This window comes from Streptomyces sp. NBC_00654, from assembly GCF_026341775.1.
Lineage (GTDB): Bacteria > Actinomycetota > Actinomycetes > Streptomycetales > Streptomycetaceae > Streptomyces.
This window is the reverse complement of the sequence record NZ_JAPEOB010000001.1, coordinates 2,180,537-2,195,213: the sequence shown is the minus strand read 5'-3', so window position 1 is coordinate 2,195,213 and position 14,677 is coordinate 2,180,537. Positions and strand designations below refer to the sequence as shown.

The 14,677-nt window shown below is 70.2% G+C and carries 10 protein-coding genes, 5 tRNA genes and 1 pseudogene; 7 read left to right on the top strand and 9 right to left on the bottom strand.

All coding sequences use genetic code 11. The features are described 5' to 3' along the window. Positions 1 to 25: 25 nt before the first annotated feature. Complete coding sequence (ndgR, locus tag OHA98_RS09535) at positions 26 to 742, top strand: IclR family transcriptional regulator NdgR (RefSeq protein WP_003966003.1); 717 nt, start codon at positions 26 to 28, stop codon at positions 740 to 742. Positions 743 to 918: 176 nt separating this feature from the next. Here the strand turns inward: ndgR and OHA98_RS09530 are convergent. From OHA98_RS09530 to OHA98_RS09505, 6 genes are all read right to left on the bottom strand, one after another. After that, positions 919 to 991, bottom strand: a tRNA-Glu gene (locus OHA98_RS09530). Positions 992 to 1,011: 20 nt separating this feature from the next. Then, positions 1,012 to 1,083, bottom strand: a tRNA-Gln gene (locus OHA98_RS09525). Positions 1,084 to 1,095: 12 nt separating this feature from the next. Beyond that, positions 1,096 to 1,168: transfer RNA gene (locus OHA98_RS09520), tRNA-Glu, on the bottom strand. Positions 1,169 to 1,228: 60 nt separating this feature from the next. Further along, positions 1,229 to 1,301: transfer RNA gene (locus OHA98_RS09515), tRNA-Glu, on the bottom strand. A 20-nt stretch (positions 1,302 to 1,321) separates the two neighbouring features. Next, a tRNA-Gln gene (locus OHA98_RS09510) sits at positions 1,322 to 1,393 on the bottom strand. An 89-nt stretch (positions 1,394 to 1,482) separates the two neighbouring features. Continuing rightward, positions 1,483 to 2,205, bottom strand: coding sequence for an HAD family hydrolase (locus OHA98_RS09505; protein ID WP_266924222.1), 723 nt, complete (start codon positions 2,203 to 2,205; stop codon positions 1,483 to 1,485). Between the two features lie 163 nt (positions 2,206 to 2,368). On the opposite strand from OHA98_RS09505, the pseudogene OHA98_RS09500 reads away from it, so the two are divergent. Next, positions 2,369 to 2,536 (top strand): annotated as a pseudogene (locus OHA98_RS09500) (TetR family transcriptional regulator); the annotation flags it as partial. 77 nt (positions 2,537 to 2,613) lie between these two features. On the opposite strand, the gene gltX reads toward OHA98_RS09500, so the two are convergent. The 3 genes from gltX to OHA98_RS09485 all read right to left on the bottom strand — a co-directional run bounded on the left by gltX (position 2,614) and on the right by OHA98_RS09485 (position 5,151). Then, the gene (gene gltX / locus OHA98_RS09495) at positions 2,614 to 4,086 is read right to left on the bottom strand and encodes a glutamate--tRNA ligase (RefSeq protein WP_266924220.1); all 1,473 of its coding nucleotides are present in this window, start codon (positions 4,084 to 4,086) and stop codon (positions 2,614 to 2,616) included. Continuing rightward, positions 4,079 to 4,864 (bottom strand): fumarylacetoacetate hydrolase family protein, encoded by a 786-nt coding sequence (locus tag OHA98_RS09490; protein WP_266924218.1) that lies wholly within the window; start codon positions 4,862 to 4,864, stop codon positions 4,079 to 4,081. The genes gltX and OHA98_RS09490 overlap by 8 nt, the downstream gene beginning before the upstream one ends. A gap of 104 nt (positions 4,865 to 4,968) precedes the next feature. After that, positions 4,969 to 5,151, bottom strand: a complete 183-nt coding sequence (locus OHA98_RS09485) for a hypothetical protein (RefSeq protein WP_266924217.1) — start codon at positions 5,149 to 5,151, stop codon at positions 4,969 to 4,971. 579 nt (positions 5,152 to 5,730) lie between these two features. Here OHA98_RS09485 and OHA98_RS09480 point away from each other — a divergent pair. The 5 genes from OHA98_RS09480 to OHA98_RS09460 all read left to right on the top strand — a co-directional run bounded on the left by OHA98_RS09480 (position 5,731) and on the right by OHA98_RS09460 (position 14,668). Further along, entirely contained in the window at positions 5,731 to 9,585 is a 3,855-nt protein-coding gene (locus OHA98_RS09480) for a sensor histidine kinase (protein WP_266924215.1), read from the top strand. Then, entirely contained in the window at positions 9,586 to 10,008 is a 423-nt protein-coding gene (locus tag OHA98_RS09475; protein ID WP_003966009.1) for a roadblock/LC7 domain-containing protein, read from the top strand. A 134-nt stretch (positions 10,009 to 10,142) separates the two neighbouring features. Next, complete coding sequence (locus OHA98_RS09470; protein WP_073726950.1) at positions 10,143 to 10,550, top strand: DUF742 domain-containing protein; 408 nt, start codon at positions 10,143 to 10,145, stop codon at positions 10,548 to 10,550. Next, positions 10,531 to 11,112, top strand: coding sequence for an ATP/GTP-binding protein (locus OHA98_RS09465; RefSeq protein ID WP_073213974.1), 582 nt, complete (start codon positions 10,531 to 10,533; stop codon positions 11,110 to 11,112). Before OHA98_RS09470 ends, OHA98_RS09465 begins: the two co-directional genes overlap by 20 nt. 346 nt (positions 11,113 to 11,458) lie before the next feature. Next, positions 11,459 to 14,668: a nitrate- and nitrite sensing domain-containing protein gene (locus OHA98_RS09460; protein ID WP_266924211.1), complete on the top strand. Its 3,210-nt coding sequence runs from the start codon at positions 11,459 to 11,461 to the stop codon at positions 14,666 to 14,668. The last annotated feature ends 9 nt before the right edge of the window (positions 14,669 to 14,677 follow it).

Sequence of the window (14,677 nt, the reverse complement as noted above, 5' to 3'; positions counted from 1 at the left end):
CAGAGTGAGACGCGAGTATCGTCGTATGGACAACTCTAGCGGCGTCGGCGTTCTCGACAAGGCGGCTCTGGTATTGAGCGCTCTGGAGTCCGGTCCGGCCACCCTCGCCGGGCTGGTCGCGGCGACCGGGCTCGCACGGCCCACGGCACATCGGCTGGCCGTGGCACTGGAACACCACCGGATGGTGGCGAGGGACATGCAGGGCCGGTTCATTCTCGGCCCCCGGCTCTCGGAGCTCGCGGCGGCGGCCGGCGAGGACCGGCTGCTGGCCACGGCGGGACCGGTGCTCACCCACCTTCGCGACATCACCGGCGAGAGCGCTCAGCTCTATCGCCGGCAGGGCGACATGCGGATCTGTGTCGCCGCGGCGGAGCGGCTGTCCGGACTCCGGGACACGGTTCCGGTCGGCTCCACACTCACCATGAAGGCGGGATCGTCCGCCCAGATCCTGATGGCCTGGGAGGAACCGGAGCGCCTGCACCGCGGCCTCCAGGGCGCCAGGTTCACGGCGACGGCCCTCTCCGGCGTACGGCGCAGGGGCTGGGCGCAGTCGATCGGCGAGCGGGAGCCGGGCGTCGCCTCGGTCTCGGCACCGGTGCGCGGCCCCTCGAACCGGGTGGTGGCCGCGGTCTCGGTCTCCGGCCCGATCGAGCGGCTGACCCGCCACCCGGGCCGGATGCACGCCCAGGCGGTCATCGACTCGGCGGCCCGGCTCAGTGAGGCCCTGCGCCGCACGGGCTGAGCCGCACCGGCCACAAGAAGCTCCGCCTCTCCCCCGAACTCCCCGAAGGCCGCCCCAGCGCCGTGGCGGCCCCTTTCACCTCCCGCTGCTTCACCACTCCCCTCCCCACGCTCGCCGGCCGGGAACGCGGAAGGCCCCCCACCGAAGTGAAGGGCCTTGCCGATACTGCTCTGTTGTACCCCCGACCGGATTCGAACCGGCGCTACTGCCGTGAGAGGGCAGCGTGCTAGGCCGCTACACAACGGGGGCGTGTTTACTGCTGACTTGCGCTGGGCTACCAGGACTCGAACCTAGAATGACGGTACCAGAAACCGTAGTGTTGCCAATTACACCATAGCCCATGGTGTGACAAGTACCCCCGACCGGATTCGAACCGGCGCTACTGCCGTGAGAGGGCAGCGTGCTAGGCCGCTACACAACGGGGGCCCTAGCGATCCTGCATCAAGAACGTGGGTGCGACCCAGATGTTCTCGCGGGAAGGATCTGTACCCCCGACCGGATTCGAACCGGCGCTACTGCCGTGAGAGGGCAGCGTGCTAGGCCGCTACACAACGGGGGCGTGTTTACTACTGACTTGCGCTGGGCTACCAGGACTCGAACCTAGAATGACGGTACCAGAAACCGTAGTGTTGCCAATTACACCATAGCCCACTGAAAAGCAACCCCTGATGGGGGTTTTATTTCTGTGTTGCGCTTCCCGGCCGGATCTTTCGGCCCGCTCGGGCGGCGCAGGAAGAACATTACCCGAAGGTGTCCGGCGCTCCAAAACGGGTATTGCCCGCCAGCAGCCCGGGAAGCTGATCGAGCCCGGTGATCCGGACAAGATCCTCCCGCCCGCCCCTCCCCCGCCGGTCGAGCCAGATCCCCGCGAGCCCGGCGGCGACCGCGCCGCTCGCGTCGATGTCCGGCTCATCGCCCACGTACGCCACCTCCCGCGGGGCGAGCCCGAGCTCCTCGCAGGCCGCGTGGAAAGCGCCGGCCCGCGGCTTGGAGATCCCCAGCTCGACGGCGCACACCACGGCCTCGAACCGGTCCCGCACCCCGAGCGCGGTCAGCTTGCGGTGCTGGTTGTGGATGCTGGAGTTCGTCAGGACCGCGTGCCGGTAGTCGTTCGCCAGCCGGTCCAGTACGGGCACCACATCGGGGAAGAGCGCCCAGGCGGCCTCGTAGTGCGCCGCGTGCCTGCCGAACCAGTCGTCGGCCTCGGCGTCCTCCATCGTGTCCCGCGAGAGGAAGTCACGGATCCGGTCGCGCCGCTGCTCCTGGAAGTCGGCCTCCCCCGCGGCGAACCGCGCCCAGTGCACCTCGGTCACCGCCCGCCACCCGTCGAGGGCCTCCTCGACGGAGCCGTACCCCTCGGGCAGCCCCTCGCGCTCCAGGTGCTGCCGCATACCGGTGCGGTCCGCGCCCGAGTAGTCGAAGATCGTGTCGTCGATGTCCCAGAGGACCGCTCGGATCGGCATGGGGCGAGGTTAGCCGGGAGGCCGTCGGCGGGCCAGACCGTCACCCGGCGCGCGGCCCGTCGCGCCGGGGCACCCGGGGTGCCGGGAGCGCGAAACGTACGCCCGTCAGCTCTTCCGACAGCTCCCACAGGCGGCGGCCCGTCGCTCGGGGCGCGGGGCCGGGGCCGGTCTCTCTCCGCGGCCGGCCGCCGGGATGGCACCGACGGCCCTCGACGCCGTGCTCCAGCGGTGGAGCGCCAGCGAGGGCGCCAGCGAGGGCGCCGAGGACCCGGCCGCCCTGACCGACCGGGCCTTCGCCGTCATCGCGCCGGCGCTGGACGGTCCCGTCTGACGGTGGAACGCCGATGGGTGGCCGCTCCCTCGGGAGCGGCCACCCATCGGCGTTGTGTTTCGTACGGCTCGTGCCGGTTACGCGGCCAGCTTCGCCAGTGCCGCGTCCACCCTGGCGAGGGTCTTCTCGCGGCCGAGGATCTCCATGGACTCGAAGAGCGGCAGGCCGACCGTGCGGCCGGTGACGGCCACCCGGACCGGGGCCTGGGCCTTGCCGAGCTTCAGGCCGTGGGCCTCGCCCGCGGTGAGGACGGCGTTCTTCAGCGCCTCGGCGTTCCAGTCGGCGGCGGCCAGGTTGGCGCGGGCCGTGGCCAGGAGGGCGTCGGAGCCCTCCTTCATCGCCTTGGTCCAGGACGCCTCGTCGTTCACCGGCTCGTCGAGGAAGAGGAAGTCGACGTTGTCGGTGATGTCCGAGAGGACGGTGACCCGGGTCTGTGCGTGCGGGGCGATCTCCGCGAACTTCTCCGCGTCGAAGGACTCCGGGGCCCAGGGGGCGAACGGGGCCTTGAGCCAGGGGCCGCAGGCCTCGGTGAAGGCCTTCACATCGAGCTTGCGCACATGCTCGGCGTTGATGTGCTCGCACTTCTTGAGGTCGAAGCGGGCCGGGTTGGCGTTGACGTCCTTGATGTCGAAGGCCGCGACCATCTCGTCGATGGTGAAGATGTCGCGGTCCTCGGCGATCGACCAGCCCAGCAGCGAGAGGTAGTTCAGCAGCCCCTCGGGGAGGAAGCCGCGCTCGCGGTAGAGGTTGAGCGAGGCCTGCGGGTCACGCTTGGAGAGCTTCTTGTTGCCCTCGCCCATGACGTACGGGAGATGACCGAAGGCGGGGGTGTCCTTGGCGATGCCCAGCTCGATCAGCGCGCGGTACAGGGCGATCTGACGCGGGGTGGAGGAGAGCAGGTCCTCGCCGCGCAGGACGTGCGTGATCTCCATCAGCGCGTCGTCGACCGGGTTGACCAGCGTGTAGAGCGGGGCACCGTTGGCCCGGACGATGCCGTAGTCCGGCACGTTCTCCGGCTGGACGGTGATGTCGCCGCGGACCAGGTCGGTGAAGGTGAGCGCCTCGTCGGGCATCCGGAAGCGGACGATGGAGGTGCGGCCCTCGGCCTCGTACGCGGCCCTCTGCCCGGCCGTGAGGTCGCGGCAGTGGCCGTCGTAGCCGGACGGCTTGCCGGCCGCGCGGGCGGCGTCGCGCCGGGTGTCGAGCTCCTCGGTCGTGCAGTAGCAGTGGTACGCGTGGCCGGCGGCGAGGAGCTTCTCCGCGACATCCTTGTAGATGTCCATGCGCTGCGACTGGCGGTACGGGGCGTGCGGGCCGCCGGTCTCGGGGCCCTCGTCCCAGTCGAGGCCGAGCCAGCGCATCGAGTCGAGCAGCTGGTCGTACGACTCCTCGGAGTCGCGCGCCGCGTCGGTGTCCTCGATACGGAAGACCAGGGTGCCCTGGTTGTGCCGGGCGAAGGCCCAGTTGAAGAGAGCTGTCCGGACCAGGCCCACATGGGGGTTACCGGTCGGGGAGGGACAGAAACGTACACGGACAGGTCCGTTAACCACGCTTGATCACCTTGTTGGTGAGAGTGCCGATGCCTTCGATGGTGACGGCGACCTCGTCGCCGACGTGCAGGGGTCCGACCCCCGCGGGAGTTCCGGTGAGGATCACATCGCCCGGGAGCAATGTCATGGCTTCCGTGATGTGGACGACGAGATCCTCGATCGAGCGGACCATGTCGCTCGTACGGCCCAGTTGCCGTTGCTCGCCGTTGACCGTCGCCTGAATGGTGAGGTCGTGGGGGTCGAGGTCGGTCTCCACCCAGGGGCCGAGCGGGCAGGAGGTGTCGAAGCCCTTGGCCCTGGCCCACTGCTTCTCGCGCCGCTGGACATCACGCGCGGTGACGTCGTTGGCGCAGGTGTAGCCGAAGACGACGTCCTTGACGCGCTCGCGTGGAACTTCGCGGCACATACGGCCGATGACCACGGCCAGCTCGGCCTCGTGGTGCAGCTCGTCGGAGAAGGAGGGGTACTCGATCGCGTCGCCCGAACCGATCACGGAGGTGGTGGGCTTGAAGAAGGCGACCGGGACATCCGGGACCTCGTTGCCGAGTTCGGCGGCGTGCTCCGCGTAGTTGCGGCCGATGGCCACGACCTTGTTGGGGAGCACGGGGGGCAGCAGCCGGACCTTGTTCAGCGGGACCTTGGTTCCGGAGAGCTCGAAGTCGGCGTACGGAATGCCCTTGATGATGTCGAGGACGAGGTCACCGGATTCCACGGTGCCCTGACCCTCGACGGCGCCGAAGGCGACATTGCCGTCGATGGAGAACCTGGCGATGCGCACGGGATGCTGTCGCCCCTCACTTGCTGGCTGACTGAAGACTGACGCTCCAGGCTAACGCGGGCGAGGGGGACAGCCGCGCCGATTTCCCCGCGGTCGCGACCCGCCTACTCCGCGGTCGTGGCCGGTGCGACCATCAGGATGGTGCGGCGCGGGTTGGCCGTCTGGGTGGGCAGGTCGACGGCGTGCTCCGGCCGCTCCGGCGTACGCAGCGCCTCGGCGTCCTTGAGGTGCGCCAGCGTGGTGCGCCGGGGGTTGGCAATGTTGCGGAACATCATCGTCGTCTTCATCTGCCGTCCGGACCTTGTCGGTGGGGGCGCCACCCGTGGGGGGGCACCGGGTTGTCGGATTCGCCATCCGTGTAAAGCGTCAGGCTAAACATCCGATTCCCCGCAGAAGCACAGAAGAGACGACGATCATCATGTGAGTTTGCTCACGAACTTATCGACAATTGCCTCATTCCGGGCACCCAATCGCGGCCCAGGAAACGGACATTGCACCACTGAATGAGCCATTCCGCTCCTGATCATGTCGACTGGGACACCCCTCGTTCGTGATCAAGTCATCCGCAATAGTCCGATTTAACCATGAACACTCTCCACTGCTTGTTACTCGGCAATCACAACGGGTCACCCGGGTCGTGGCACAAAACTTGGGCCTTGTTGGAGATCCCCCACTGTGCTGGAATTCCACGCACCGCCGCGGGTTTCAGGCCGGCGCGCAGGGGCGCAACGCAGCGCCGAGTGGCGGCGGAAGGGGGAGATCGCCGGTCACTCACGACCACCATGGGGCGCGTCCAGCTCCCCACGACGCCGACACCGTCCCGCCCGCCTGGCGGAGGGACGCCTGGTCCAGAGGTTGCGACGCTAGTGCAGGGACGTTTCAAGAGGGATGGCAGTGCTCCGGCGGAACAGGAGCCGCGCGGCGGGACCGACCGCGGTTCCTCCCCCCAGCACGCCCAGAACCCCGGGCCGGCCGCAGCCGGTGACAGCGGCGACCGCGCGCAGCGCTCGGGTTCGACGACGAGCGGCGGCGCCGAGCCGGCCACTCCTCTCAAGCCCCGCGGCCCCATCAGCACCGGCTCGCGGGTAGCGCTCCGCAACTGGCGCATCAGCACCCGTCTGGTCTCCCTCCTCGCCCTCCCCGTCGTCGCGGCGACCACGCTGGGCGGACTCCGGATCAACGAGTCCATGACCGACATGCAGCAGCTGGAGCACATGCAGCTGCTGACCCGGATGACCAAGCAGGCGACGACGCTCGCCCAGGCGCTCCAGGTGGAGCGCGACCAGTCGGCCGGTCCGCTGTCCAACAAGTCGAAGGCCACCGACTACAAGGTCACCGAACCCCGGAAGAAGACCGACCGGGCCAAGGACGCGTTCTTCGACGCCACGAACGCCATCGGTGACGCCCAGGGCGACGAGGCCCTCGAAGGCATCCACGCGAGCGTCGCCCAGATCGCCTCGCTGCTCGGCGACATCCGTACGATCCGCAAGACGGCGTACGCGGAGGGCTCCCCGAGTCTCAACACGATCGACCAGTACAGCCAGCTGATCACCTCGCTGCTGAGCCTCTCGCAGGACATGGCGCAGGCGACCAGCAACCCGGAGATGATCAAGCGGACCCGTGCCCTGGCGGCGTTCTCCTCCGCCAAGGAGTACGCCTCGGTCCAGCGCGCGATCATCGCCGCGGCGCTGCCCGGCGGCAGCGTCAAGGAGCCGCACCTCAACCCGAACGACCGGCAGTTCGGCCAGAACGCGCTCGCGAAGGAATCCCGCGCCCTCACGTCGTTCAACACGATCTACGGGACCACCGGCGACAGCGCCGCCGAACTGACGGCGCCGCTGGACAACGGCAACCCCGAGATCAACGCCGCGAACATGTACGCCAAGCGGGTCCTGGACACCACGTCCGGCATCGAGGGGACCAAGGTCCGCTCGTACCTCGACTGGTACGACCAGAGCTCCACCAAGATCAACGCGATGCAGACGATCGAGGCCACCCTCCTCAGCGACATGGAGGCCAAGGCCCGTGAGCTGCGCGAGGCCTCGCAGCGCGAGGCGATCGTCAACGGTGCGGTCATCCTGCTCGTGCTCGGTGTCTCGCTGGTCGGCGCCTTCGTCGTGGCGCGGTCCATGATCCGCTCGCTGCGGCGCCTCCAGGACACCGCTACGCGTGTTGCGCAGGACCGGCTGCCCGAGCTCGTCAAGCAGCTCTCCGAGACCGACCCGCAGGATGTCGACACCTCCGTCGAGTCGGTCGGTGTGCACTCCCGGGACGAGATCGGCCAGGTGGCCGCGGCCTTCGACGACGTGCACCGCGAGGCCGTCCGGCTCGCCGCCGAACAGGCCCTGCTGCGGGGCAACGTCAACGCGATGTTCACCAACCTCTCGCGCCGTTCGCAGGGCCTCATCCAGCGTCAGCTCTCGCTCATCTCCGAGCTGGAGTCGCGCGAGGCCGACCCGGACCAGCTGTCCTCCCTCTTCAAGCTCGACCACCTCGCCACCCGCATGCGCCGTAACGGTGAGAACCTGCTGGTCCTCGCCGGTGAGGAGCCCGGCCGCCGGTGGACCCGCCCGGTGCCGCTGGTCGACGTGCTCCGCGCCGCCGCCTCCGAGGTGGAGCAGTACGAGCGCATCGAACTGGCCGCGGTGCCCGCCACCGAGGTCGCGGGCCGCGTCGTCAACGACCTCGTGCACCTGCTCGCCGAACTGCTGGAGAACGCCACGTCGTTCTCCTCGCCGCAGACGAAGGTCCGGGTCACCGGTCACGCGCTGCCCGACGGGCGGGTGCTCGTCGAGATCCACGACACCGGTATCGGCCTCTCCCCCGAGGACCTCGCCGCGATCAACGAGCGGCTCGCCGCTCCGCCCACCGTGGATGTCTCGGTCTCCCGCCGCATGGGCCTGTTCGTGGTCGGCCGGCTGTCCCTGCGTCACGGCATCCGGATCCAGCTGCGGCCCTCCGACTCCGGCGGTACGACCGCGCTGGTCATGCTGCCCGTCGATGTCGCGCACGGCGGCAAGCAGCCGGTGCCCAAGCAGGGACCCGGCCAGCACTCCGGCGCCCCCGGCGGCCTGCTGGCCGGCGCGGGTCCGGGCAACGGTGCGGGCAACGCCCAGCGTCCGGGCCTCGGCGGCGGTCCTTCCGCCCCGCCCGCGAAGGGGCTCGGGGCCGGTCCCGGCACCCCGCGCGGACAGGTCGGCGCGGGCTCCGGCCCGCGGGCCGCGCTGCCCTCGCGCGACACCGGGCCGCGCCAGCCGCAGCCCCAGCACAACGCCGACCAGCAGAACAACGGGCCGCAGAGCCCCGGCCGGCCGAACCAGGCTCCGCAGGGCGGTCCGCAGGACTTCCCGCGCCCGGAGCCGCAGCGTCACGGCGGCGGCCTCTCCAGCGCCTTCGGCGGCGGGGCCCGGCTGGGCGCCCGCGGCAACCAGGGCGAGAACCCCGGCCGTACGGAATCGGGTCAGCCCAACCTGTTCGGCCACGGCGGTCCGGCTCCGCAGGGCCCGAACGCCCGGCAGGGCCAGTTCGCCCAGCAGGACGCCTTCGGCCAGGACCCGTTCGCGCAGGACCCGTTCGCGCAGCAGGGCCAGAACGGTCCGAACGCGCCCCAGCCCCAGCAGTCCCAGCAGTCCCGCCAGGAGCAGAACGGTCCCGGCGGCCAGGGCGGCCTCCAGCAGCCCGGCGGCCCCGGCCGTCAGCTGCCGCCGCCCGGCGGTCCGCGTGCCGAGCTGCCCGGGGGCAACCCGCAGCCGCAGCGCCCGCAGGCCACCAGCTGGGGCGTCGAGGAGCAGGGAGCGCCGCGGCGCAACCCGCTGGACGCGCCGCGCGGCCACGAGGAGCCCGAGACCACCGGCCAGTTCGCGCGGCCGACCGGCCCGAACGCCGGACCGGGCCGGAACCAGCCGTTCGACGCGCCGCTCGCCCGGCGGCCCTCGATGGACGACCGGCAGGGACCGGGCGCCACCTCCGAGTTCGCCCGCCCGGACTTCTCGGCACCGCAGTCGCCCCAGGCACCGCAGTTCCCGCAGGCGCCGCTGGGCCAGGACCCGGCGAGCACCGCGCAGTTCGCCCGCCCGGACTTCAACGCGCCGCGCCCGCCGGAGCAGGGACTGCCCGCGCCGCGTCAGCGCGGCGGGGACGACAGCGACTTCGGCGTACCGCGTCCGTCGGCGGCTCCCGCCGGTGAGGCACCGCACCGTCCGATGCTGCCGCAGCAGCCGCAGCCGGAGGCGCTGCCGCCGGCCGGTCCGGGGGACGGACGTACGCCGCTGTACGACACGCTGGAGACGAACTGGTTCCACGGCCCGCAGCAGGGCGGCCAGCAGCAGCCCGCCGCCGAGCCGCAGGCACCCGCAGCTCCGGACGCCGGGGGCCCTGTTCCTCCCATGCCCCGGCGTGAGGGTGCCGACAACGGCGCCACCGGTTCCTGGCGCCCCTCACCCAACGACGAACTCGTCCGGCAGGCCGAACGGGTCAAGAAGCCCGCGGCGGGCGGAGTCACCACCTCCGGACTTCCTCGCCGTGTCCCGCGTGCCAATTTGGTGCCGGGCACCGCTCAGCAGCAGAATCACCAGACCGGACCTCAGGTTTCGCGTGCGCCCGATGACGTGCGCGGGCGTCTGACCAATCTCCGCCGGGGCATCCAGCAGGGTCGGCAGGCCAACAACGGCCAGTCGACCGGCAGTTTCCAACTCGGCCCCACTCACCAGCAGGAGCGTTAGTTGAGCCCCATGAGTCAGGCCGCGCAGAATCTGAACTGGCTGATCACCAACTTCGTGGACAACACCCCAGGGGTGTCCCACACGGTGGTGGTCTCCGCCGATGGACTGCTGCTCGCGATGTCGGAGGGTTTCCCGCGCGACCGCGCCGACCAGCTGGCGGCCGTCGCCTCCGGTCTGACGTCGCTGACCGCGGGTGCCTCCCGGATCTTCGAGGGCGGCGCCGTCAGTCAGACGGTGGTGGAGATGGAGCGCGGATTCCTCTTCCTGATGTCCATCTCGGACGGTTCCTCACTGGCCGTTCTCGCCCACCCGGACGCCGACATCGGTCTGGTCGGGTACGAGATGGCCCTCCTGGTCGACCGCGCGGGTACCGTCCTCACGCCCGACCTCCGCGCCGAGCTCCAGGGCAGTCTGCTCCACTAGGCGGCCATGCAGCGGATTCCAGACACGATCCCCTCAGGTACTTCCCACAACCCTCACCCGTCCGGCCGCCACAGCCCCCTCACCGGCCCCATCCGACAGCAGGCTGACCCCCTGTCGTCACGCCCGGAGGATTCATGACCCCGCCACCCGCCTCACACGATCCGTACGGCGCACTGCATCACGCGTCGTACGACGGTGAAGGCGACCAGCCGCTGGTACGTCCGTACGCCATGACCGGTGGCCGGACCCGGCCGCGCTACCAGCTCGCCATAGAGGCACTGGTCAGCACCACGGCCGACCCGGCGCATCTGGGAACGCTGCTCCCCGAGCACCAGCGGATCTGCCACCTGTGCCGTGAGGTCAAGTCGGTGGCCGAGGTGTCGGCGCTGCTGTCCATGCCGCTCGGTGTGGCCCGGATCCTTGTCGCGGACCTGGCGGAAGCCGGCATGGTGGCCATCCACCAGCCGGGTAATGGAGAGGCCGGCGGCGCGCCGGATGTGACACTGCTCGAAAGGGTGCTCAGTGGACTTCGCAAGCTCTAACGGCGGTACGGGCCGTGCCACCACCTCGGCGAAGATCGTGGTGGCGGGCGGTTTCGGCGTGGGCAAGACCACGTTCGTCGGAGCCGTTTCGGAGATCAACCCGCTGCGCACCGAGGCCGTGATGACGTCCGCCTCCGCGGGCATCGACGACCTGACCCACACCGGGGACAAGACCACCACCACGGTGGCCATGGACTTCGGCCGCATCACCCTGGACCAGGACCTCATCCTGTACCTCTTCGGCACCCCCGGACAGGACCGGTTCTGGTTCATGTGGGACGACCTGGTCCGCGGCGCCATCGGCGCCGTCGTCCTCGTCGACACCCGCCGCCTCGCCGACTGCTTCCCCGCCGTCGACTACTTCGAGAACAGCGGCCTCCCCTTCGTCATCGCCCTCAACGGCTTCGACGGACACCAGCCCTACACCCCCGACGAAGTACGCGAAGCACTCCAGATCGGCCCCGACGCGCCCATCATCACGACGGACGCCCGCCACCGCGCCGACGCCAAGAGCGGTCTGATCACCCTGGTCGAGCACGCCCTGATGGCCCGCCTGAAGTAGACGTAAGTCGTTAACCGCATACGGAAGTTGCTGTAGTCACGCGGGGGCGACCTGTGTCCTTTGACACGATCCGCCCCCGCGTTCATAACGTTTCGACAGAGAATTGCCCACGAAACAACACCCGACGCATCCGACCGGTGCCACTGCGCTCACATGAGCCCCGCCTTTTGACGGGGCTCGCTCTTTATGCCCGTTTTATCTGAGGCCTGGACCACTCGGAATGGCCGATTCCGAGTGTTTGGAACGTGGCCGGTCCCCGTGCTGCAATGCGACGAACTACCGAGTAGTACGGCCCTGAACGAAATCCGGCACAACGTGGGTGCCGACGCCGAGAGGTTGTTGGTCAGTGAGGCGAAGCAACGAGGGCTCCGCGGCGCAGCCCGAGCGGGGGAACTTCACCCCGCCGCCGCGTGCCGCGGCGGCGCCCGCGACCGCTCCCGAGCCGGTCGGCAGCACCAGCCGGCTGGCCCCGCGCAACTGGCGGGTGGCCACCCGGCTGAACGCGATCCTCCTCATCCCCGTACTCGTCGGCCTGGTCATGGGCGGCTTCCAGGTGAGGGAGTCGGTCGACACCTGGAGCGAGGCGCAGGACGCCGAGAAGACCGCGCTGATCGTGCGCGCGGCCTCGGACTACGGGCAGGCGCTGCTCAACGAGCGCGACCTCACCGCGCAGCCGCTGCTGTCCGACGAGCGCTCCGCGGCCGTCGTCGAAGAGGCCCGTGCCACCACGGAGGACGCCCGGACGAAGTTCGACGCCGCCGTGAAGGACATGCCCGCGAAGCAGGGCCTGGAGCGTCGTCTCAAGCTCTTCAAGGCCGAGGAGCCCAAACTCCCCGGGCTGCGCAAGGCCGCCTATTCCGAGGCGCTGGACCCGGTGAAGACCGAAGAGGGCTACACCCAGGTCCAGCACTCGCTGATGGAGTTCTCCAACGAGCTCGGACTCGGTACCGGCAACATCACCAGCTACGGCCGCACCGTCTACGCGGTCGAGCTGGCCAAGGCTGCAGAATCGCTTCAGCGCTCCATCGGCATGCATCTGCTGGTACGTCCCAGCCAGCGTCCCGGCACGTTCGACGAGCAGGTCACGGCCTTCGGCTCGTACAACTATCTGGAGCAGATCGCGCTCGGCGAGTTCAACTCGGGCGGCACCCAGGCGGATGTGGACCGGCTCAAGGAGGTCATGGCGGGCAAGGCCGCCGAGGGCGCCAGGCAGATCAGGACCGCCGAGGCCGAGGCGAAGGCGGCGGGCAAGCCGTTCGTGGCGCCGCCGAGCATCGACGGATCGGTCTTCGACGGCATGGCCGAGGAGATCGGCCGGGGCCGGACCCCCGAGAAGCTGAAGGCGAAGGGGATCACCCCCGAGACCTGGATGGCGGCCGCCACGGCCAAGTTCGAGGGCTACGCCACGGTCGAGGACGAGCTGGTCGACAAGGCCGTGACCGAGGCGGCGGACATCTCCGCCGGGGCGAAGAGGGATGCCATCGTCAACGGCGCCGTCGTGGTCGTCGCGCTGCTGGCCGCCTTCGTGCTGGCCGGGCTCATGGCCCGGCAGATGAGCCGCTCGATGCGCCGGCTGCGTACCGCCGCCTTCGCCATCGCCGAACAGCGGCTGCCGATGCTGGTCGACCAGCTGTCGCGGACCGATCCCGGCCGGGTCGACACCCGGGTCCAGCCGATCCCGGTCAACACCCAGGACGAGATCGGCGAGGTCGCCCGGGCCTTCGACCAGGTGCACCGCGAGGCCGTCCGGCTCGCCGCCGAGCAGGCCATGCTGCGGGGCAACGTCAACGCGATCTTCACCAACCTCTCGCGCCGCAACCAGTCGCTCATCGAGGGCCAGCTGACCCTCATCACCGGCCTGGAGAACAGCGAGGCCGACCCGGACCAGCTGGAGAGCCTGTTCAAGCTGGACCACCTGGCGACCCGGATGCGCCGCAACGGCGAGAACCTCCTCGTCCTCGCGGGCGAGGAGCCCGGCCGCCGCTGGAACCAGCCGGTACCCCTGGTCGACGTGCTGCGGGCGGCCTCCTCCGAGGTGGAGTCCTACGAGCGCATCGAGCTCACCGGCGTACCCGAGAGCGAGATCCACGGCCAGGCCGTCACCGACCTGGTGCACCTGCTGGCGGAGCTGCTGGAGAACGCCACCACGTTCTCCTCGCCGCAGACCAAGGTCCGCGTCAACGCGACCCGGCTGCCGGACGGCCGGGTGATGGTCGAGATCCACGACAAGGGGATCGGTCTCACCCCCGAGGACTTCGCGGACATCAACCACAAGCTGGCCAACCCGCCGACCGTGGACGCCGCGGTGTCCCAGCGCATGGGCCTGTTCGTGGTCGGCCGGCTCTCCGACCGGCACGGCATCCGGGTCCAGCTGCGCCCCTCGGGGGAGCAGGCCGGGACCACCTCGCTGGTCATGCTCCCGGATGCCATCACCCACGGTGGCGGCGGCGAACCCGGAGCCGCGCAGGGCGACTTCACCGTCTCCTCGATCATCCCCGAGCAGCAGTCCTTCCCGTCCGCCCCGCAGCAGCCGCAGATCCGTACGGCGGCCGAGCTCGGCTTCGACGATTCCCGGTACGAGACACCGGCGGACCCGGAGCGGCTGGACCCGGTCAACCGCTCGCTGATGCGGGAGGAGCGCCGGGCCGCGCTGGAGTCCCAGCAGCCGCAGGGCCAGGACCAGCAGCCGTACGCGCAGGACCCGTACGGCCAGGGGCAGTACGGCCGGGACCCGTACGGCCACGAGCCGTACCCCCAGGGGCCGTACGCGCCGGAGCAGTACGCGCAGGAGCCGGGCCGGCAGGGCTACGAGGAGGGCTCCCACGAGAGCCCCTACGAGCCGTACGGCACCGGGGACGGCTACCCGCGCCAGGCGCGGCAGCTCCACCCGTCCCCGCAGGAAGGCTATGCGGAGGCGGCATATGCGACTCCGTACGGCTCCGGGAACGACCAGCCCCACCAGGATGACTGGCCTGATCAGAGTGGGTACCAGGGCACTTATGAGCCGGTTGCCCAGCTCGAAGCGGAATCTCTTCCCAGCGCCCCCGCGGAACCTCGGGAGCGCGTAGGCTTCGATCGTCCGGGGTCTGCTCCGGACGACGGCCACGAGCTGACCGAAGCCGGTCTGCCGCGCCGGGGAGGCCAGCAGCACTGGCAGCCCACCGGCCGCGGAAACGGTCAGCCCGTCGCAGCCCGACAGCAGCCGCAGCCGCAGCAGGAACAGCCGCAGTCGCAGCCGCCGCAGGAGCAGCAGCAGGCCGCGCAGGCGGACGGGGACGGCCCGGACGACTGGCGCTCGACGAACGACGAGCGCTGGGAGCGGGCCGAGAAGCTCCGTGAACCGAAGGCGGGCGGGATCACCCCTTCCGGTCTTCCCCGGCGTGTACCCAAGGCCAATCTGGTCGAGGGCACGGCGGAGCAGACCCAGCAGGGCGGCCCACAGGTCTCCCGCGCCCCCGAGGACGTCCGTGGCAGGTTGAGCAACCTGCGACGCGGCATCCAGCGGGGACGCAGCGCGGGGTCGGACACAAGTAATACCTACAACCAGGAGCGTTAGTGTGAGCCC